The sequence below is a fragment of the Vagococcus martis genome, assembly GCF_002026305.1.
Taxonomy (GTDB): Bacteria; Bacillota; Bacilli; order Lactobacillales; family Vagococcaceae; genus Vagococcus; species Vagococcus martis.
On sequence record NZ_MVAB01000001.1, the window covers coordinates 399,041 to 420,774 of the forward strand.

Sequence of the window (21,734 nt, forward strand, 5' to 3'; positions counted from 1 at the left end):
AAATAAAACCATTGAAGAAGCGATTTGTCGCTTCTTTTTTTATAATCATTCTCATTGATAACGACTATCAATCCCATCTAGATTATAACTATTCTAATCTAGATATTTTTGTGTTACACTTGATTCATAAGGAGGTAATACAAATGAGTTATCTTAAAGAAAACAAACAAATGCTTGCAACAATCGTCTGTGGCGTCCTTATGTTACTAGGTTTTATTGTAGACAAAAATAACATGAGTGTCGCTCCCATCATCTATATCATTGGTATGATTATTGGTGGATTTTCACAGACAAAAGAAGGTATTGAAGACACAATTGAGAATAAACACTTAAGTGTCGATTTATTAATGGCACTAGCAGCTATCGGTGCGTGTACGATCCAATTTTATTTTGAAGGTATTATGTTAACATTTATTTTTTCATTAAGTGGATCATTAGAAGAGTACACAACAAGTAAAAGTAAAAAAGAAATTGAAAATTTAATGGCAATCCAACCAGAAAACGCCTTTTTATTATTGGCAGATAATACAACAAAAGAAGTGCCTGTGGCTGAACTAAAAATTGGTGATAAACTTCTTGTTCCTAAAGGGGCTAGTGTCCCAATAGATGGCGAACTACTTAGTGAGTACTCATCAATTGATGAAGCTGCCATTACTGGAGAATCTATTCCTGTTGAAAAAATGTATCATGACTCACTTTTTGCCGGAACAATAAACGTTGGTAATGCTATTTCAATGATTGTAACAAAAGAAGCAAAAGATACTCTATTTAGTAAAATTATTCAATTAGTTGACGAAGCTCAAAATACACCATCTAAAACAGCGAGCTTTTTAGATCGATTTGAAAATGTTTATGTTAAAGCCATTTTAGTTATTGTGCCCTTGATGATTTTTCTTCCCTACTTCTTTTTAGGTTGGAATTGGAGTGAAAGTTTTTATCGCGGAATGGTACTACTTGTTGTTGCCTCACCTTGTGCTTTGGTTGCATCAGCAACACCAGCAACACTTGCTGCGATTTCTAACGGAGCAAAAAATGGGGTTCTTTTTAAAGGTGGCGTCTTTTTAGAATCACTCTCAGATTTAAAAGCTATTACGTTTGATAAAACTGGTACTTTGACTAAAGGGATTCCCGTTGTCACGGATGAATTTTTTATAGACTCACAATGTGACCATGCTATCTCTACTTTAGTTACAATTGAAAAAAATTCAACTCATCCTCTAGCAAATGCGATTGTCCGTTTTTATCAAGATTCATTTGTTACAATTAATGACGCTTTAGTTGTCGAAGAAATTGCGGGATCAGGTATGCAAGCAACAGAACAAGATACATTATGGAAAGTTGGAAATAGTGATTTTGTCACTGATTCTGAATTAGATGACGATACAATGGAACAAACTTTACAGCTGCAAAAAGAAGGAAAGACTGTTATTTATCTGTCAAAAAATAATCAAGTCGTTGCGTTCTTTGGTTTATTAGACGTTCCAAAACCTGAGGCAATTGACTGTGTTCGTTACTTTAATGAAGCAGGTATCACAACAACTATGTTAACAGGCGATCATCATCAAACAGCTAATGCCGTAGCAAAAATTGTTGGTGTCGATCATGTCATTGCAGATTGTTTACCAGAAGATAAAACAATCTTTATTAAAGAGCAAAAAGAAAAAGTTGGAACAAATGCTATGATTGGTGATGGTATTAACGATGCACCTGCCCTTGCTAATGCAACAATTGGTGTTGCAATGGGACAAGGAACAGACATTGCAATTGACGTTGCTGATATTGTCTTGATGCAAAATGACTTGAATAAATTGGCAATGAGCCACCAATTATCTTTAAAACTCAAAAAGATTGTCACAGAAAATATTATTTTCTCTATTTCTGTTATTGTCTTACTTATTATCTCAAATTTTTTACAAGTGATTAATTTACCTTTAGGTGTAATTGGACATGAAGGAAGTACCATTTTAGTTATATTAAATGGATTACGAATGCTTAAACCTATAACACCAAAAGAGCTCCATTCACATTCTCACACTCATACTAAAACAAAAACAGCTCACTAGAGTTTGGACAAATTGTCCAAACTTTTTTTATTGTCATTTCATAAACTTTATGATATAGTTTTAGAAACTAGATAAAGGAGTTTTTAATATTGATTGCGTCTAATGAACTAAATTTAACAGACTTTTCTCTACCTTTATGGCATGAGTTACCTGACATTGATGTTTACATGGATCAACTAGTTACGATTGTTGAGAAATATTTGCATCCTTTATCAGTAAATGGGATTCCATTTAAACCACTTACACCTTCAATGGTAAATAATTATGTTAAATTAAAATTAATTCCAAAACCAATAAAAAAAAAATATAGTAGAAAGCACATTGCAAGAATTATTGTGATCACGATTTTAAAACAAGTCTTTGATATTCCATCGATTCAAAGAAGTATTGACTTACAAATAGAAAATACAAATTCAGAAGATGCCTATAATCTTTTTTGTAAGTACCTACATGAATCATTGCATGCTTTTTCAACTCAGGGACAAACAATTGTCTTCAACAACCCTAAAACAGATATTGCCCCTATACGTTGGGCTTGTATCACCATTGTTAGTAAACTTTTTACTGAAAGTGCTCTAACTGCAACTTTAAAACAGATAAATGACAAGGAGATTAACACACAACATGACTGAAAAAATTGCATTATTAGTAGATTCCGGTATGGATACACCAACAGAAATTACTCAACTAGATGGTGTTTTTGTTGTTCCTCTAAGTGTAAATTACTCAAATGGTAGCTTTCTTGATAACATTGACATTACGGCAGACGAAATCTATGCTCGACTAGATGAAGAGATTCCCTCTACCTCTCTTCCCTCACTTGAAATCATTGAAGAGACTATTAATCAAATAAAAAAAGAAGGTTATACTCATATCTTAACAGTCACCATTTCAAGTGGATTAAGTGGGACTCACAACGCATTAAGATTACTATTAGATGATCACAATGATATTCGTACGCATATTATTGATACTAAAAGTATTGGAATTGGCGGAGGAATTCAAGCAGCTTATCTAAAAGAACTGATTGATAAGCAATACAGTTTCGATTCTCTTGTTGAAATTGGTGAACTTTTGCCTAAAAAGGGGCGTGTTTATTTTAGTATTCCAACCTTGGAATATCTAAAAAAAGGAGGAAGAATTGGATTAGTGACGTCGATTATTGGAACTGCTTTGAATTTAAACCCGGTTATTTCATGTAATAATGAAGGGATTTATTATACAGTCACTAAAGCACGTGGCAGGAAAAAAAGCTTGCAAAAAATGATTGATCAACTAGTCGAATTTGCTGGTGAAAGCAAAGACTATCGTATTGGTATTGCTTATGGAACGTGTATTGAAGAAGCTGAAACAGTCAAAAAAAACATTTTAGAGAAATTACCTTTTGCTAGCAACGTTTACTTTGATGATGTGAGCCCTGTCTTAGGCGTTCATACTGGACCAGACGTGATTGGGGTAACTATTTTAGATTTAAATTAGGAAACATTGTAATTAATTTATTGCAAACTGATTATGGTTTCTGTATAATGAGAATGTTGATTACATATGATTTATCAATGTAAACTCTATGTCGGAGGTGAAAACAAATGCCAAATATTGAATCTGCTATCAAACGTGCTCGCACTAGTCAAATTGCAAACGAGTCTAACTCTGCAAAATTAAGCAAAATGCGTACTGCTATGAAAAAATTTGAAAAAGCTGTAGAAGAAAATGCTGATAATCAACAAGAATTATTAGTTGCTGCTACACGCGAAATTGATATGGTTAGTGCAAAAGGATTAATCCATCAAAATAAAGCAAACCGTGAAAAGTCACGTTTAGCTAAAAAAATCGCTAAATAAAAAAACTTGATTGACTGAATCTTTTGATTTCCAGTCATCAAGTTTTTTATTTTTTATTTAAATTCTTTCATCAAAAATAATTCAAACAATAAATTAGCATCCATGTATCCGGACTTCATCTTATAATCATTCTCCACTAGATAATCGAAAATTGCTCCCAGTGTCTTCAACTCAAATCGTTTTGCTTCCTGTAATGATAACTTAATACGATACGGATGAATCTTTAAGACATCAATCATATTACTTTGTTGATAATGTCTATCAGCCATAATTTTCACTTGAACTAACAATCGAAATTGGCTAATTAAAATGGCATTAATTTTAATAGGCTCTTCACCTTGAAGGAGCAACTCTTTATACAATGTCAATGCGTTATCTTTTTGACCAGATAAAACGTATTTCAATAAATCAAAAATACTATGCTCTAGCGTTCTTGGTATCAACTGATGTACCATCTCTTTTGAAATCTTTTTAGAATCAGTTGCTGCTAAAAATAGTTTATCTAATTCATTCATCATCCGACTTAGATTAGCATTAGTTAAATAAATAAACTCTTCAAATGCTTCCTTACTAATCTCATAACCTTCTACTTTAATCGTATCCGCAACATATTGTTGGGCCAAACGATTATCCATGTCTGAAACATCAATCATTATCGCTTCTTTTTTTAATTTTTTCACGATTTTTTTGCGCTCATCTAATTTATCATATGGTGCTAGGAATACTAAAATTGTCGATGGTGATGGTTCATCTAGATACTCAAGTAATGTGTTTAAATCATGTTCGACATCTGTTTTCTTTTTTTCACCCGTCAAAAAATAAGGCTCTTGAATGAAAATAATTTTCCTATCACCAAAAAAAGGAATCGTTTGTGCCTCAATCATAACATTGTCTAATAAATCTTGTTTCATATCGAATGTCATCAAATTAAAAGATTGTTCTTCTTCATTCATTCCAGACGCAACTAGTTGTTTTTTAAATTGTTTCGTTAAATAGCGTTCTTTTCCAAGCAATACATAAACGGAATCAAATTTTTTCTCTTTTATTTTTGCTAGTTCAGTTTGAAAACTCACTTCTACTCACTCATCCTTTTCATCTTCTCCTACTCATTTTAACAGATTTTCATTTCACTGACCGTATTTTTAACATGTCTTTTTTTAGTGGTAGCCATTTTTGATAAATCATGCCCTGTTCATCCGTTCTAAAAATCTGAATATTTTCTTGATTAAGTGTATCGAGTGTTTCAGGTGATGGATGTCGAAATCGATTTGCTTCTCCTACTGAAATAACTGCTTCTGCAGGATTTACTGCGTTAATGAATTGTAATTGGCTGGATGTTTTACTTCCATGATGGCCTATTTTAATGCAATCTGCTGCTAACTCCCTTTCCGAATATTTAGTTAACAATGCTTGTTCTCCCTCTTTTTCCAAATCCCCCATCAGTAAAAATGTTTTTTCGTGAATACTGAGTTTTAACACCATTGAATCATTATTTTGCCCATCCCCCATGGTATCGGGAAAAAGTATCTTCATATCGATTCCTGGAAATTGTATATTGGTTGCTGATGTTACTTTGTTAATCTTTTTTATCTTAGTGCCTTCTATTTTTCGTCTGACATTTTCTTGTTCATGTGTTCCTAGCGTCACTATTAATTGCTTAATGTTTATCTCTTTAGCTAAACGATCTATGTCACCAAAATGATCTTCATGGGCATGTGTGATAAAAACACCATCTAACCTTGATACTCCCTTACTCTTAAGAAATGGAATCAAGGTATAGTCCGCTTGTCGTTTTGCGTTTCTTTTTTGTTTCCATTCTTCTTGTGGGAAAGACAAACTTCCTCCTGTATCTATCACATAATTTCCTCTATGAAAAGGCAACTGAATAAACATAGCATCACCTTGTCCAACATCAACAAAAGCAATCATTCCCATTGGATTTAAATATTTAAAACTAAAACACAGACAAGGACTAACAAATAAAAATAATACACGAGATTTAGAAAATTTAGGATGACTTTCCCAATACATTAAACAATACAATTGTGCAGTGATGATAGCTAACAATATATAAATAGGAAACGTGCCTGTAGTAATCTTAAAAATCGTTAATTTTTCACACCATTCCGCAAGTAAATGAATGCTTGAAATAATCTGTTCCAATAGGTTAATCAAAATACTTGGTAATGTCATAGAAAACAACAGTGCCAAACACAATATTGGTAACAAACATTGAAATAAAATCGGCGTGAACAGCAAACTAAACACACTAGACAATACATTAAACTCGTAAAAATAATAACTTAATAATGGTATCGAGAAAAAGGTCAAAAGTAATTGAAATAAAATGAGTTGGCTAGATTCTTTTTTGTTCTTCAAAATCGGTTGAATGAACAAAATTAAAAAGCTTAGGTAATAGCTGAGCTGTCCACCAATATTAAATAATAAAGTTGGAACAAATAAACTATGACTAAACAACGTTAGACTCCAACAATCCAACGGGCTAAGTTTCCAACAATGGCGACTATTTGCTTTTTTAATGATGTGTTGGAGGCTTGCCCGGACTACTCCAATACTATATCCAGTTAGCCCAACGAAGACACATAAAAATACGACTTCAATAATCGATACCTTTTCTCTTGTCAAACCGACTCGTAATAGAATTGATTGAATCATGGATATAAAAAATGTCACATGTAAGCCTGATAATGCGAAAAGATGCGCTAAACTAAGTTTATTCCACACTTCTCGGTTATCACCATCACTTATCCCTAGTAATAAACTAGACATATAAAAGGATGTATAAGGCCCAAATGTTTGATTGATTTTTTTTAATAACCTTGTTCGAAAAGAGGATACCATCTCAATTGGGTGTTTAATAGTTAATGATTTTTCTGATACTTTTTCCACCTCTGTCAGTTTATAGACTCCTAAAATTTGCTTATTCTTCAAATAATCTGTATAATCAAACCCATTTAAGTTTCGTCTTGTTTGATTTTTGACTCTTTCTTGGTGACTCGTTACAATCAGAGTATTTTTTACATCTAGCAAACGATCTTTTTCCTCTTTTGTTTTTAATTTGTATTGAAGTAAATATGTTCGATGATGATTTTTAGCCTTAGCTTTAACAAAATCTCCATCAACTTGTATAGCGTCTGGTAATAGTGTCCACGTTTGTTTAGTGTCACTATTTAATGTGTTTTCTCTTAAAGGTTGGGTCACAAAAAAATAACCATTTGCTAGTAAAAAAGATACTAAACAAATCGTTATTAGTCGTTTATTTTTTGAAAAAACTATCCGAAATCCTATCACTAAAAAGAACACAGCTATGCCCCATAATGGCTTTAATAAATACAATAACCATAGCATATAAAATATAACGGGATAAAAAAAATACCCCTTGATAGAAGTATTTTTCTTATTCATTGTCTGTTCCAAAAGCTAATGTGTCAAAATACTCTTGTGATAGAGTGACTTGGTGAATCGTTGCACCAGCTTGCTCAATCAGTTTAATAGCATAATCATCATTACGATAATCTTTTAAATAGTGAATCTTTTTAATGCCTGCTTGCAAAATCATTTTAGTGCATTGAAGACAAGGAAAATGTGTCACATATATTTCTGCACCATCTGTTTCAACACCAAATTTAGCACATTGTAAAATAGCATTCATTTCTGCATGAATCGTGCGCACGCAATGGCCATCAACTAAATAGCATCCTTCATCAATACAATGCACATCTCCTGTAACAGAACCATTATATCCACCTGCAATAATTCGTCTATCTCTCACAATCGTTGCCCCAACGGATAATCTAGTACATGTACTTCTTAAAGATAATAGCATACTTTGGGCCATAAAATATTGATCCCATGGAATTCTTTCTCTGCTCATTTTCTGACCTCTTTTTCTATGAATTAAGTTTATTGTAATGGATTTTACTTGATTTAACCAGTTTATTTATGTCAATCCGTCCATTCCTCCAGCATGACCTCCTACTAAGTGACTTCGTTCAATCGCTGTGGCGCCTTCCAATAAACTCGACGCATGAACAATTGCGTCAAAGCCAAATCGTTTGCGAATCACATCAATCGTCTGATCTAGTAATCGGTCATTAAGTGTTGTCGTCGCTTCTTCAAATAGATTAAGTTGAATTGCTTGATTTCCCACTAGTTTTGAATAACTAACTGCAACACTACGAACAGCTTCACCGTTATAATGAGTATCAAATAGTTGTAAACAATGCATTACTAACTCTTTTGATGAATCCGTCGCATCAATGTTGATTTGTCGTCTAAACCCTGTGCTTTCACTATATTTTGAATACCCTATGGATAAAGCCACACATTCGGTTTGAAACGACTTTGCACGTAGCCTTGTTGCGACTTGTTCTGCTACTTCTCGGATAACAATTTTTATCTCATCTATTTTGGTATAATCTTTTTTTAACATTTGACTATTGCCAATACTTTTAGATACTGGTTTATAAGTTTCATTGATATTCGCTCGATCAATCCCCCAAGCATGTGCCACTAATTGTTGCCCAATTAGTCCTAAAGGATGTTTAATATGGAAAAAATCATAATGTGCTAAATCATAAATACTATAAATACCTAGTTGATTCAATCTTTTTTCCATCGCTTTATTGATACCCCAAAAATCTGTTAGCTTTGATATACGCCACACTGTTTTAGAAACATCTTGATAACGCCATTCTGCAATCATATTTCTATTGTTTTTTGCTTCATTGTCTAAAGCTAGTTTACTGAGTAACATATTATCTCCAATTCCAATTGTACAAAATAGACCTAATTCGTGATAAATCTCTCGTTGAAATTGAACGGCGAACTCATGTGGCGTCATATTGAATAGTTTTTCAGACGCGTCTACACGAACAAACGTCTCATCAATTGAATACACTAAAATATCCTCATCAGCGACATATTCTTTAAACAATTCGTTTATCTTTATATTTTTTTCAATGTATAAATTCATTCTGGGTGGCACAATCAATAAATCTGGATGATGGGGTATTTCAAAACGTCTCGATACATTGCTAATTCCTAATTCTTTTTTTGCCCTTGGAGAAGCAGCTAATGCTAATCCTCCAGGTGAGTCGGCTCCACTCATCACTACAAGTAACGTATTTAAAGGGTCTAGCCCTCTTGCCACACATTCAACAGAGGATACTGATAGGTAAGCTTTTGAAATAATCTCCAGCTTTTCCCCCAGTCCACACCGTACGTGAGACTTTCACCTCATACGGCGTTCCATCAAAGTTTACTAACAAATATCATACAGTTATAGATTCAGCGACAATTCACAATTTTTTGCTTTTTTACGAAACTGATTGATTATCTCAAGTTGAGAGCTAGTAATCCTCATTTTTTTCAAAAGAGGTGATGCTCTTTCTCTATTTTCCTCATGAATAAGTGAGTGTAGATCTCGATGAATGATAACTAAATTCTGAAAGTTATCCTTACCACCAAGATTTCTTGGAATAATACGATGACAGTATATATCAGGTAACTCTAAGAACTCTTTTGTTATCTTACATCTACCACGTTGTGATGAATATTTAGAAACTCTATTGTCTCTAAACTCAACGCTCTCATTTGGATTATTCTTATTCATGAGTTGATTAATTATATCGATTGGAAAGGTGAGGTATTTATGTATTAGTATACGTCCTTCGGGCGTATACTTACAGATTCCCTTCTTTGGTAACGATGTATGACTATGCTTGATAAATCCCAAAGGAATCATCGGATAGCCATTAATCCACCTTAGCTGCTTTGAGCGTGCATAGTTTTTCTTAACGAAGTCACTAGGTGGTTGACCAACTTTTTTAACGTCCAATCGATTTTTGATGATAATCATTATGCGTTGATTGATTCTAGGGCAGTCTACACTAATGTGTGTTGCCTTTTTATAATATTGATGAACTCCTACAACCATAGAATTATACTTAACTAATTGCTTTTGTAATTCTTCCTTATTAGGGGTATGTTGAATTACCTTTATTTGCTTTGCTAGATTATCCGAAACTTTTTTCATAGCTTTAGAACACATGTGGGTTTCAATGACAAAAGTATTTCTTTTCCGTACTAGTTTCATAGTAAAACCGAGAAATTCAGATTTTTGTTTTTTCAGATTAACCACTTTAGATTTTTCTAAACTAATATTGAGTTTTAAGCGCTCTTTCAACCATAGTTTAGTGGCTAAAAATATCTTATCTGCATCATTACGTTTTCTGCAAAATATTTTGAAATCATCAGCATATCTCACAACATAAATTTCTTTTAACTTTGAACTACGCAGGGCTCGATATTTATTGCCTTTATTCCAATAATCCTTCTCAGTATGATAACAGTCGTAGTTATGCCTTGTAGGGTGAGTTTCCCATTGGGACGATATCCACCAATCAAGTTCATTCAGAACAATATTTGCAAGAAGAGGAGAAAGTATTCCACCTTGTGGAGTTCCTTTTTTAGGATGTTCAATCCGCCCATCTTTATGAATGATAGGTGCTTTAAGCATTGCCCTAATTACTCCTAAAAGCCATTTATCTTGGATTCCTAATGACCATAATTGCTTGATAAGTTTTGAATGATTTACATTATCAAAGAAACCTTCAATGTCAATATCCACTACAAATGTAAGCTTAGATAATTGCGCTAATTTAACAGCCTGTGCAAATGCATGATGTGCCGACCGATTAGGTCGGAATCCATAGTTTTTATCATGAAATTTAGCTTCCATAATAGGTTCTAAAACTTGCAATAGACATTGCTGAATAATCCTATCCCAGATAGTTGGAATACCTAACGGTCGAGTTTTTCCATTTGGTTTTGGAATTTCGACTCTTTTTACTGGTTTGGGTCTATATTCGGAAAATTTGGTTTGTACTATTTTAATAAAGTTAGCATTAGTTATTTCTTTTAAATCATCTATATTCTTATTATCAACGCCTGGAGAGATACTTCCAGAGTTTCCTTTAATATTTCTATACGCTAATAGAATGTTACTTGGCGAAGTCACAATTTCCATGAGATTATGAAAAATATGATTATTGCAACTATTTTGGTATAAATTATCAAAGCTATCAATCATGCCATAATATTCCATATGACGGATTGAGTGTGAGGCTGATACATTTTCCATAGCACCGCCCCCTTTCGGATATCGGTGTTTATTTTGTCATACTCGATTCTATGGATTGCATCATAACTGTTAGTAAAACTAATTGACTTGTGGCTATCCCTCCACAGTTTATTATCACTGCTTCATAGGTACTGTGCCACTACTCTCACTAGTGTAAATGAGCTTATTATACTTCGTCTCAACCGCTTCAAAGGAGGTTAGTCCTCCACGTTCACTAGATTTCAACGTTCCAATGATTCTATCCATACATTTACTTTTAGGTACTCACTCTGAACCTGTGACTTTCCAGTGCCTGTAACACTGCACGGTCATTCATATCTACGATTCTTACTAAACCGCAAGTCACACCCTGTGTCACAATTTATAATTTGTGCGGGTAAGATACATTTCTATACCCCAAGCCTATAGATTCGTACATTCGCAAGTTCGTCAGTACTTTTGCACATTCTTACCATGAGTAATTTGTGGACTCCCGACCTATAGGTTACACTATCCACTTCTGGATAGTTTTCGATTGCAAGTAAATTTGCAATTACGGTAACTCTCAGCCGACTTCACCGAGCTTTTGACAATTTTATTCTAACCAAATAGGATTGCCAATCGGAGTATTAGAGGGAGCACTTCAGGTCGTTACACCTTCATTTCACTCCTCAAATCATTAGTTCTACACAAGAAAATATTGTGTGCCTAACCTTTTCAGTTAGGAACGTTTCGCACCATAAAAACTTTTCATATCAACGCATAAAATATCATCTTTCTTCTCTTTTGTGTAATCAAAAAATTGATTATTATTATAACTCATCGGCTCTAGTCTAACCCTTGATACCATTTCACTTCAGATGCTAATTCAATGTGTCGAATTAACGATAGCTCTATTGGCAATTCATCAATATAAATTGTCGTCTCTGTATAGCCTTGTATTTTCCCAAGTAATTCATTTGAAAAACTACCATTATCACTATTTGCAATATTTGGTTGAATGCGAACAGGAACTTGTTTTAAAATCGATTCATTAATGACTGAAAGAATCTCCTCAAAATCCATCATTGATTTACCAACATGATAGGTTGAATGCTTTTCATCCATATGATGTAATTCTCTTGTATGTTCAGATAGATAAAAACCTAAATATTTTTTTATCCCTCGATCATGATAATGATGATTTAACTCAATTGGTTCATTAGCCATATCATTTCATCTCACTTTTCTATTAACTCTCATTTCTTAAAACAATTATACGAACATATGTTCTAAAAGTAAAGAGAAAAATTAGACAGTAATGGATGATTTTAATTGTTCAAAGGTTTTTTCTCCTATTCCATCTACTTCTTTTAACTCCTCAATTGATTTAAAAGAGCCTTTTTCTTCACGATAACGCAAAATATTTTCAGCTTTTTTCTCACCAACACCATTTAATGTTTTTAATTCCTCAATCGTTGCTGTATTCAAATTAACTAGAGTATTTGTTGTTTCATCTTTTGATGACGCATTTTTAGAAGGAGTCACCTCAGCTAGTTCTTCTCCTTCTTTGGGTATATAAATTACCATTTGGTCACTCACTCGTTCGGATAAATTTACTTGTCGATCATCTGCCTCAGGTAAAAATCCACCTGCCATCTCAACGACTGTCAATACACGCATTGTTGCATTGACTTTGTAAATACCGGGCTTTACAACAGCTCCTTTAATATCCACATACATCTCATCACTCATCTCTTCACTTGATGTCACAGTTGAATATGTAGTCGAACTTTGCGTTGTCTCCATCACTAAATCCGGCTTAGGTTTAAACACGTTATAAAGCAGCATGATGAAGACTATTAACCCAAAGATTCCTCCTATAACTATATAGCCCTTTTCTTTTAATTTTTCTACGATGTCCATATCTTTTCTCCTTTCACAGATAAGATACGAAAAAAACACACAACTTTTTTAAGTCGTGTGTTTTTCTAAATAGCCGATAGCATCTTGAATAGTTTTAACTGGAACAATGGTTAAACTCAACTTATTTTTCTTAGCTGATTCTTTTGCTACTTCATAATTTGTTTTCCCATCAGTTTTATTATTAGGGGCAAAAAAGATAGTTGCCCCAGCTTTTTCTGCCGCCACCACTTTTTTATCAATTCCACCAATATCGCCTACTTCGCCTTTATCATTGATGGTACCTGTTCCTGCAATATTTCGTCCTTGTTTTAAATCTTTATGACTTAACATACTATATAATTCTAAACTAAACATCAACCCTGCTGAAGGACCACTAACACCTTTTGTATTAAATTCAATCTTTTTATCTGTATCAATGGTTGTTTGATCAACAACTGTTACCCCAATGCCTGGACGGTCTAGTTTAGGTAATTTAATAATTTTACCTTTAGTACTTTCTTCTTTTCCATCTCTTTCAAACCCAATATTAACTGAGTCATCTACTGATAATTTTTGCAATGATTGAATAAATTCATCTGATTGTAAAACTGTACGATTATCTAGTTTTTGGATCAAATCTCCTACTTCAAGTTTCTTATAAAAACTTGAATAATCAGCCACAGATAATACATAAATCCCTTTATACACACGTTTATACGGTATATCAGCTAACTCAAGTGCGATTTGAATCGCTTCATTTTTCGAATTTTCCATATTATATGTTTGAATTCGGTTATATTCACTTGAATCAGAGTCACCTAAAATATCTTGCTTAGGAACCAGTTCAGAATTTTTATTAAATTGACTTAGTAAAATAGTCAGGACATTGGCATTTTGAACTTGAACGGTGGTCATCATGAATGAGCCTTTCTCTGTATCTTTTTTACCATCTACTGTGATGATATCATTTAGCTTATCAGCACTACCTGGAGACTCAATATAATAAGGGAGGGGATAAACTAAAACGACAATACCTATTAATAAAACAATAAGTTTAAGATAAAATGATTTATTTTTTAAACGCTCTTTTTTCATGACTCTAACCTTCTTATTTAAATTTTAACTGTAATCCTTCATTCACTGTTTTCGGAACAAAGTCTGACACATCCCCTTTAAATTTTGCGATTTCTTTCACCATACTTGAGCTAATATGATTATACTGCTCATCAGAAAGTAAAAAAATTGTCTCAATGTTAGAGGATAAATGTTTATTTAATACAGCGATACTTTTTTCATACTCATAATCGAGTTGATTACGAATACCACGAACTAAATAATCTGCTCCTAGCTCATTGGCTATTCTAATAGTTAAATCATTGTCGCAAACACGAACAGATACATTTGCTAACGAATGAACCTCGTCTTCTATAAACTGTTTTCTTTCTATCGCAGTAAAAAGATTTCTTTTTGTTGTATTTGTAAACACCCCTACCACTACTTCATCAAATAATTTACTGGCTTTTTGAATCGTGTTGATATGTCCCATCGTCACTGGATCAAAACTTCCAGGAAATAACGCCACTCGCTTTTTAGTCATTTCAAACCTCCTTTAATTGATAAATTCTGACTTTCGTCATACCATATTGTTGTTCTTTTTGTAAAACTAATTGGTCAATTATATCTGGTAATATAACATGTTTATCCATCTCACAAATGATTTTTGCGTGTTTTTTTAATAAATTTAATGATTGTAAATCCACCATATTTTTTTCTAACTCTTCTTTAGCATAAGGTGGGTCTAAAAATACATAGTCACACAGCATACCTTGTTCAGATAAGAAATGAAGTGCTTTGGATGCATCTAATTTTTTTACAACAAAAGAATCTGGTTGTTTTGTCATTGCTACGTTTTCTTGTATGACTTTTACAGCGGGGAAAAAAACATCAAAACAATACGCTTTGTCCATACCGCGTGAAACACTTTCTACTGCTAAATTGCCACTTCCACTATATAAATCTAAACACACACCACCATCAAAATAAGGCCCAATCATGTTGAAAATTGATCCTTTTATTTTATCAGATGTTGGTCTAGTATTATCACCTTTTAATGATTGTAATTTTCTTCCCTTAAATTCACCTGCAATCACTCGCATGATATTTCTTCCTCTCTATATAAAACTGGCGATAAAAAAAGTATTTGTCTTATGTCAGACAAATACTTTAATCATCAAATTCTGCTAAGCGAATTTCTGTTTTTTGCTCTTCAAAATCTAACGGTTCATCGTGACAATCTTGGTTTCCTAATCTATTAGTAAAATTCATATTAATATCTGGTCTAAATGATTGCTCTACACTTCTAACAAAAAACTGTTTATTTAATTTTTCAATTGTTTCTTCAACAGACTCTTCATCTACGTATAAAACCACATATTTCATTTTTTTTGATACATAATAAACATAACCAAATCGTTTTAGATTTCTTAATTGTTTTAAACTATAAACCCAAACGACTAACCCACGTCTGGGTGTTAATTCTAACTCATTTGTTAACATGACATGTCCCTCCACAACCTTTTTTAGCAAATTCAAAAAAGGGATTTCCTGCATCAACTTTTATCGTGTCAGATATTGCTTGTGCGATATCTAGACTAATATAGTCTAACACATTTTGAACATTTGTTTCATTTACTTTGAACGTTGCGACTAAATCATTCACATCTAATGAGCGTTTGGCTCGTCGTAATGCTCGTCTTGTTTCTTTAAAATCTGGTGCGTATTTGCCATAAGGTTCAATTTTTTCAAATGCCTCTTTCTTAGCTATAAATTCTTCCATTAGCTCCGACACATTTTTACTTTTAGCCATATGTTTATACGACTCTATATAATCTTGAACAGTCTGACTACTAAGTACATCTTTAGCTACTTGACTGGCTTTATCTTCTAAATCAAATAATTCATCATTATAAATCATCTCTTATCGCTACTTTCAGTGGTTAATGACGTATCTACTGTCTTTTGATTAAATAAGACTAACACTTGATTTTTATTATAGGCTATGCCAATATACTCATCTTTTGAATCTTTAATTTCACGTTGATCAAAGCGATTGACAAACCAATTGGTGACAATAAATGGGACATCTCCCATACTTTGAACAAATAAACCATGTGTATTTTTATCCACTGGTTTCCCTAATTTTAACAAACGTTCCATCTCTTCATTAACTAAAAGGAAACTATCACTTGGATTACTTGATTCAACTTTTTCTTGCCATTGTTCAAACCGAGCCTCTTTTTTTATTACTAACTTAGGATCTTTATTGAATTCTGCTAAGGCTTTTTTACTTTCAAGTACAAGTTCAGTATCAAGTTTATAAGGATTTCGATTAATTCTTTGGCGTACAATATTTAAAATAGTCAATAATTGGTCTGTGTTGGCTTGGTTAAACTTTTCCCACTCATCATCTGTCAGCTCAACAGGTGGATTGGTTGTTTTCTCACTAAACTGATAAGGAATCATATCCACTAACGTGCTTTTACTAACGTATCTCACACCTAGTAACTTACCTGTATCATAGTTAAAATGAAGCAAAGCAAACGTGCCATTGTCAAACGAAATCAATGGTCGATAGTTCATATCGTCTTCTGTTAGTTCGATTTCATATGTTTTGTCTTTATAGTCAAATTCAAAAGTAGGATAGATTGTTGTGATTTCAGAAATATCACCTAAAGTCATTTCTAAATTAAACGGGGCAACATCAACTTGCGTTCCTAAAACAAACACGCTTGATACTTTACCTTTCGTCAGTTCAACTTGATAATAATCGGTTGCATTATCTCCATAAACCAACCACTTTCTATCAATCCCGACTACCCATTCATTTTTAGGGTTTGGCATTCTTTCTTTCAGTTCTTTTTCTGACAAACCAATAATAGTTGCCATTCCAGTCGCATTTAATTGATTATGTGGTGTCGATTTTGTTTGAGGTTTAACTTCATTAACCACTAACTCATCTACAGCTTTAGGAGATTTTTGTGACAAGACGACTGGTTTCATATAAAAAAATGTTAGTACAATAAAAAATACCACTATAAATTCTCCTACACGACGCATCTTGTCACCTCCTAATCTCTACATTAAATCGTTAATTCAACTAATAAATCTCCCGCTTGAATGGCTTCTTCATCTGCAACTAACACACGCTTCACAATCCCATTACGTTTAGCATAAATGGTTGTTTCCATCTTCATCGCTTCTGTAATCATAATTGGATCACCTTTTTGCAATGAATCACCTGGTGCTACTAACACTTTTAAGACAGAGCCTGGCATTGTTGCTGCAACGTGTGCATCATTTGTTGGCTCAGCCTTTTCTTTTGCCATAATAGTTGATTTGATATTACTATCTTTAATCACAATTTCACGACGTTGACCGTTTAAATTAAAGAATAAGACACGATTTCCTTCAAGGTTAGGCTCACCGATTTCATCTAAGGTGATAATCAATGTTTTTCCTTTTTCAATACGCACTTCAACTGTTTCTCCCACACGCATTCCTTGGAAGAAAGTTGGTGTATCAAGTAATTCCACATCGCCATAAGTATTATACATTGTCATATAATCTAGAAATACTTGTGGGTACATGATATAGCTGATTACTTCTTTATCTGTCGGTTCACGGTCAATTTTTCCAGCTAGTTCTTCTTTCACTTGATCAAAATCTACTGGTTCAGCTAAACTACCAGGTCTTACTTCGATAGATGGACGGCCATTTAAAATAGTTTCTTTTAATTTCTTAGGAAATCCTCCAGTTGGTTGTCCTAAATCTCCTTGGAAGAAACTAATCACTGACTCTGGGAAATTTAATTCACTTCCTCTTTCTTCTACATCTTCTTCAGTTAAATTATTTTGAACCATAAATAGTGCCATATCCCCTACAACTTTTGAAGATGGAGTAACTTTAACAATATCACCAAACAAATAATTAACGCGTTCATACATTTTTTTAATCTCATCCCAACGCTCGCCAAGACCAACTGCTTTGGCTTGTTGTTGTAAGTTAGAATATTGTCCACCTGGCATTTCATGTTGATACACTTCTGTTTGAGGAGCATTAATACCATTACCAAATGGTGCATAGAAAGCACGAACATCTTCCCAATAATGATTGATTGTTTGAACAGACTCAATATTAATATCTAAATCACGATCGCCATTTTCTAGTGCGTAATATAAACTACTCATACTTGGTTGACTTGTTGATCCACTCATGGCACTCATTGCCACATCGACAATATCAACTCCCGCTTTAGCAGCAGCAGAATAGGTAATAATTCCATTACCAGCTGTATCATGGGTATGTAAATGAATTGGCACATCAACTGTTGCTTTCAATTCTGAAATCAAATGATACGCTGCTTGTGGTTGTAATAAACCAGCCATGTCTTTAATCGCAATAATATGAGCACCCATATTTTCTAAATCACGGGCCATTTGTTTGTAATAAGCCATATTATATTTTGGACGACTTGGATCAAGAACATCCCCAGTATAACAAATAGCTGCTTCTGCAATTTTATCAACATCTCTAACATATTGAATACTTTTTTCCATTTGAGGAAGCCAGTTTAAACTATCAAAAATACGGAAAACATCAATACCTTCTCTAGCTGCTACCGTTATAAATTCTTTAATGACATTATCAGGATAGTTTTGGTATCCAACAGCATTAGAACCTCTAAATAACATTTGGAACAAGGTATTTGGCATTAATTTACGTAATTTTTTCAGTCTAATCCATGGGTCTTCATTTAAGAAACGATATGCCACGTCAAACGTCGCACCACCCCACATTTCAAGTGAGAATAATTCTGGTACAAGCTCACTTGTTTCTTTCGCGATACGTTTTAAATCAGTTGTTCTAACGCGAGTCGCCAGTAAACTTTGATGTGCATCTCTAAAGGTTGTATCTGTTACTAAAACAGATGATTGATTTTTAACCCAATCAACAACAGCATCCGGTCCTTTAGCATCCAAAATCATTTTTGGTGTTTCAATTCGTTTTTCTGTTGTTGTTATAATTTCAGGAATTCTAGGAGAAGAATGGTATTTTTTCTCATGTTTTCCAATTCCAGGGAAGCCATTCACTGTGACTTCTCCAATATATTTCATTGTTTTATTTCCACGGTCACGCATTTTAGGGAAATTAAATAATTCGTCTGTTGTATCAATAAATGTTGTTGTTGCTTCACCGCTCACAAATAAAGGATGAGACAATACATTATAAAGAAACGGAATATTTGTTTTAACTCCACGAATTCTAAATTCTTTTAATGCACGTAACATTTTTTGGACAGTTTGCTCAAATGTAATACCATGTGTACATACTTTAACCAATAAAGAATCAAAGAATGGGGTTACCATCGCACCAGCAAACGCGTTTCCTACATCTAAACGAATACCATATCCACCTGGAGAACGGTATGTATCAATTTTACCAATATCTGGCAAGAAGTTATTCAACGGGTCTTCCGTTGTAATACGACATTGAATCGCATATCCATGAATATGAATCCCGTCTTGTTTCGGTAAGCCAATCTCTTTATGTAAATCCTTACCCATTGCGATTTGTAATTGACTAGTCACAATATCAACGTCTGTAATTAATTCTGTAATGGTATGCTCTACTTGGACACGTGGGTTCACTTCAATGAAATAGAAACTATCTTTATCAACTAAAAACTCAACTGTCCCTGCATTTATATAACCAACATGAGCCATTAATTTTACAGCTGCTTGACAGATTTCTTCACGTTTTTCTGGTGACATTGACACACTTGGTGCTACTTCTACCACTTTTTGATGGCGACGTTGCACTGAACAGTCACGTTCAAATAAGTGAATGACATTACCATGCTCGTCCCCTAAAATTTGTACTTCAATATGTTTTGGATTCACAATGTATTTTTCAACATAAATCTCATCACTACCAAATGCTGCTTTAGCCTCACTCTTAGCACGTTCATATCCATCAAGTGCTTCAGCTTTATTGTGTGCAACACGCATACCGCGTCCGCCTCCACCTAAAGCTGCTTTAATCATAATTGGGTAACCAAATTCTTCCCCAAATGCGACAACATCATCTACGCCACTTACAGGTCCATCAGTTCCTGGAATAGACGAGATTCCTGCTTCTTGAGCTGCCAGTTTGGCTTTAATTTTATCACCAAAAATATCTAAATGATGTAAGCTTGGCCCAATAAATTTGATACCTTCTTCTTCACAACGTCTTGCAAAGTGAATATTTTCCGATAAAAAGCCATATCCCGGATGGATAGCATCAGCACCACATTTTTTTGCTATGCGGATAATATCTTCAATATCTAAATAAGCATCAATTGGTTTTTTCCCTTTCCCAACTAAATAGGCTTCATCTGCCTTAAAACGGTGAATGGAACGATCATCCTCTGTTGCATAAACCGCCACTGTTTGTAAATTTAACTCTGTACACGCTCGAAATACTCTGATAGCTATTTCTCCACGGTTAGCTACTAATACTTTCTTCATATTACATCCCCCACATTTTTATTACTCATTAAACATCAATAATAACTGAGATTCACTATACTCGCCATTATCAAATTTTTTACGTTTTTCATCAGCACTAACGTTTAGTGCAAATCCTACACCAATGGATAAAGTGACTAAACTAGACCCTCCTTGACTAAGAAACGGAAATGTCACCCCTGTTAAAGGAATGATTCCCGTAATACCTCCAAGATTAACAAATACTTGTATCAACATCATACCTGCAATACCAATACACATTAATGAATTAAAATTATCAGTTGAACGAATGCCTATTGTCATAATTCGTAAAATCAAAAAAAATAGTAACATTAATAATATTAATGAAATAAGTAATCCTAACTCTTCTACAACAATTGAAAACATGAAATCTGTTTGAGCATTCGTTAAAAAGCCCTTTTTTTGAATACTCTTACCAAGACCAAGACCAAACCATCCACCATTGTTCAGTGCAAAATAAGAATTAATCATTTGATGACCATCACCAAGTGGATCAGCAAATGGATTGGTAAATGTTTTAAACCGTTTATACACATACATCATTCTCTGTGGAAACAAAGAGCTACCAAATAAAGAAATAAACTGAATCACTAGCGTCGAAACAACAACGCCACCACCAACCACCAATAGAGTATATAGATATGGTATACCACTTGCCAACACCATAACTAATGTAATTAAAATCAAGATAGCCGCCCCTCCAGTATCAGGCTGGATTAAGACTAACAAAATTAAGCTACCAATTAAAATCATTGGTTTGAATATGGCATCCTTAAAATGACCTAGTATCATATCTTGTCGCCGCGATAGAATATAAGCTAAATACCAAATAATAATGATTTTTAAAAACTCTACAGGTTGAAGACGTATCGGGCCAATTTCTAACCATCCGTCTGCACCCCCACCACTAACACCTAAACTAGTAAATTTAGTCAATACAAGTAGGGCCCCAATAGTAAGGATTGCAGTCATAATAAACTGTTTATTTTGAAATACCTTTGTTTTCATTTTATAAATAAATAAAATAGCTAATAATCCAACTATAAAAAAGCCACCTTGTTTTATCGCTTCTAAAGCCAATCCTTGAGAATTAACAGAACTTGCACTATAAACCATCAAAATACCAACTATTGATAAAACTAGATAAGGTACTAAAATGAAATAGTCCAAAAAATATGTTTTCTTTATCTTTCTATGCACCGATCAAATAACC

General features: G+C 33.6%; 19 protein-coding genes. 4 read left to right on the plus strand and 15 right to left on the minus strand.

The window, feature by feature from the left end:
- The first annotated feature begins 143 nt into the window (after positions 1 to 143).
- The 4 genes from BW731_RS01960 (at position 144) to rpsT (ending at position 3,904) form a co-directional block, all read left to right on the plus strand.
- On the plus strand, positions 144 to 2,063 hold the full coding sequence (locus tag BW731_RS01960; RefSeq protein WP_079345230.1) for a heavy metal translocating P-type ATPase: 1,920 nt from the start codon (positions 144 to 146) through the stop codon (positions 2,061 to 2,063).
- Between the two features lie 89 nt (positions 2,064 to 2,152).
- Positions 2,153 to 2,695, plus strand: coding sequence for a DUF1836 domain-containing protein (locus tag BW731_RS01965; RefSeq protein WP_079345232.1), 543 nt, complete (start codon positions 2,153 to 2,155; stop codon positions 2,693 to 2,695).
- The gene (locus BW731_RS01970; RefSeq protein WP_079345234.1) at positions 2,688 to 3,542 is read left to right on the plus strand and encodes a DegV family protein; all 855 of its coding nucleotides are present in this window, start codon (positions 2,688 to 2,690) and stop codon (positions 3,540 to 3,542) included. The genes BW731_RS01965 and BW731_RS01970 overlap by 8 nt, the downstream gene beginning before the upstream one ends.
- A 107-nt stretch (positions 3,543 to 3,649) precedes the next feature.
- Entirely contained in the window at positions 3,650 to 3,904 is a 255-nt protein-coding gene (rpsT, locus tag BW731_RS01975) for a 30S ribosomal protein S20 (RefSeq protein ID WP_071456554.1), read from the plus strand.
- A 53-nt stretch (positions 3,905 to 3,957) separates the two neighbouring features.
- On the opposite strand, the gene holA is transcribed toward rpsT, so the two are convergent.
- From holA to BW731_RS02050, 15 genes are all read right to left on the minus strand, one after another.
- On the minus strand, positions 3,958 to 4,977 hold the full coding sequence (holA, locus tag BW731_RS01980) for a DNA polymerase III subunit delta (protein WP_079345236.1): 1,020 nt from the start codon (positions 4,975 to 4,977) through the stop codon (positions 3,958 to 3,960).
- Between the two features lie 49 nt (positions 4,978 to 5,026).
- Entirely contained in the window at positions 5,027 to 7,330 is a 2,304-nt protein-coding gene (locus tag BW731_RS01985) for a DNA internalization-related competence protein ComEC/Rec2 (RefSeq protein WP_079345238.1), read from the minus strand.
- On the minus strand, positions 7,323 to 7,799 hold the full coding sequence (locus BW731_RS01990; RefSeq protein ID WP_071456551.1) for a ComE operon protein 2: 477 nt from the start codon (positions 7,797 to 7,799) through the stop codon (positions 7,323 to 7,325). Before BW731_RS01990 ends, BW731_RS01985 begins: the two co-directional genes overlap by 8 nt.
- Positions 7,800 to 7,865: 66 nt before the next feature.
- Complete coding sequence (locus BW731_RS01995) at positions 7,866 to 9,077, minus strand: Y-family DNA polymerase (RefSeq protein ID WP_233120417.1); 1,212 nt, start codon at positions 9,075 to 9,077, stop codon at positions 7,866 to 7,868.
- A gap of 129 nt (positions 9,078 to 9,206) precedes the next feature.
- A complete protein-coding gene (gene ltrA, locus BW731_RS02000) occupies positions 9,207 to 11,069 on the minus strand; it encodes a group II intron reverse transcriptase/maturase (RefSeq protein WP_079345242.1) in 1,863 nt (620 codons plus the stop codon).
- Positions 11,070 to 11,876: 807 nt separating this feature from the next.
- Positions 11,877 to 12,257: a hypothetical protein gene (locus tag BW731_RS02005; protein ID WP_079345244.1), complete on the minus strand. Its 381-nt coding sequence runs from the start codon at positions 12,255 to 12,257 to the stop codon at positions 11,877 to 11,879.
- 81 nt (positions 12,258 to 12,338) lie between these two features.
- Positions 12,339 to 12,953 carry a helix-hairpin-helix domain-containing protein gene (locus tag BW731_RS02010; RefSeq protein ID WP_079345246.1) on the minus strand — a complete coding sequence of 205 codons (615 nt, stop codon included), beginning with the start codon at positions 12,951 to 12,953 and terminating at the stop codon, positions 12,339 to 12,341.
- Between the two features lie 48 nt (positions 12,954 to 13,001).
- Positions 13,002 to 14,027 carry a SepM family pheromone-processing serine protease gene (locus BW731_RS02015; protein ID WP_079345248.1) on the minus strand — a complete coding sequence of 342 codons (1,026 nt, stop codon included), beginning with the start codon at positions 14,025 to 14,027 and terminating at the stop codon, positions 13,002 to 13,004.
- Between the two features lie 13 nt (positions 14,028 to 14,040).
- Positions 14,041 to 14,529, minus strand: coding sequence for a pantetheine-phosphate adenylyltransferase (gene coaD, locus BW731_RS02020; protein ID WP_079345250.1), 489 nt, complete (start codon positions 14,527 to 14,529; stop codon positions 14,041 to 14,043).
- Between the two features lies 1 nt (position 14,530).
- The gene (rsmD, locus tag BW731_RS02025; RefSeq protein WP_079345251.1) at positions 14,531 to 15,088 is read right to left on the minus strand and encodes a 16S rRNA (guanine(966)-N(2))-methyltransferase RsmD; all 558 of its coding nucleotides are present in this window, start codon (positions 15,086 to 15,088) and stop codon (positions 14,531 to 14,533) included.
- Between the two features lie 67 nt (positions 15,089 to 15,155).
- Positions 15,156 to 15,488: a YlbG family protein gene (locus BW731_RS02030; protein ID WP_071456544.1), complete on the minus strand. Its 333-nt coding sequence runs from the start codon at positions 15,486 to 15,488 to the stop codon at positions 15,156 to 15,158.
- Positions 15,475 to 15,906 carry a YlbF family regulator gene (locus BW731_RS02035; RefSeq protein WP_079345253.1) on the minus strand — a complete coding sequence of 144 codons (432 nt, stop codon included), beginning with the start codon at positions 15,904 to 15,906 and terminating at the stop codon, positions 15,475 to 15,477. The genes BW731_RS02030 and BW731_RS02035 overlap by 14 nt, the downstream gene beginning before the upstream one ends.
- A complete protein-coding gene (locus tag BW731_RS02040) occupies positions 15,903 to 17,048 on the minus strand; it encodes a CAP-associated domain-containing protein (RefSeq protein WP_079345255.1) in 1,146 nt (381 codons plus the stop codon). Before BW731_RS02040 ends, BW731_RS02035 begins: the two co-directional genes overlap by 4 nt.
- A 23-nt stretch (positions 17,049 to 17,071) precedes the next feature.
- Positions 17,072 to 20,500: a pyruvate carboxylase gene (locus BW731_RS02045; protein ID WP_079345257.1), complete on the minus strand. Its 3,429-nt coding sequence runs from the start codon at positions 20,498 to 20,500 to the stop codon at positions 17,072 to 17,074.
- A 21-nt stretch (positions 20,501 to 20,521) separates the two neighbouring features.
- On the minus strand, positions 20,522 to 21,721 hold the full coding sequence (locus BW731_RS02050) for an FtsW/RodA/SpoVE family cell cycle protein (RefSeq protein WP_079345259.1): 1,200 nt from the start codon (positions 21,719 to 21,721) through the stop codon (positions 20,522 to 20,524).
- Positions 21,722 to 21,734: the final 13 nt, after the last annotated feature.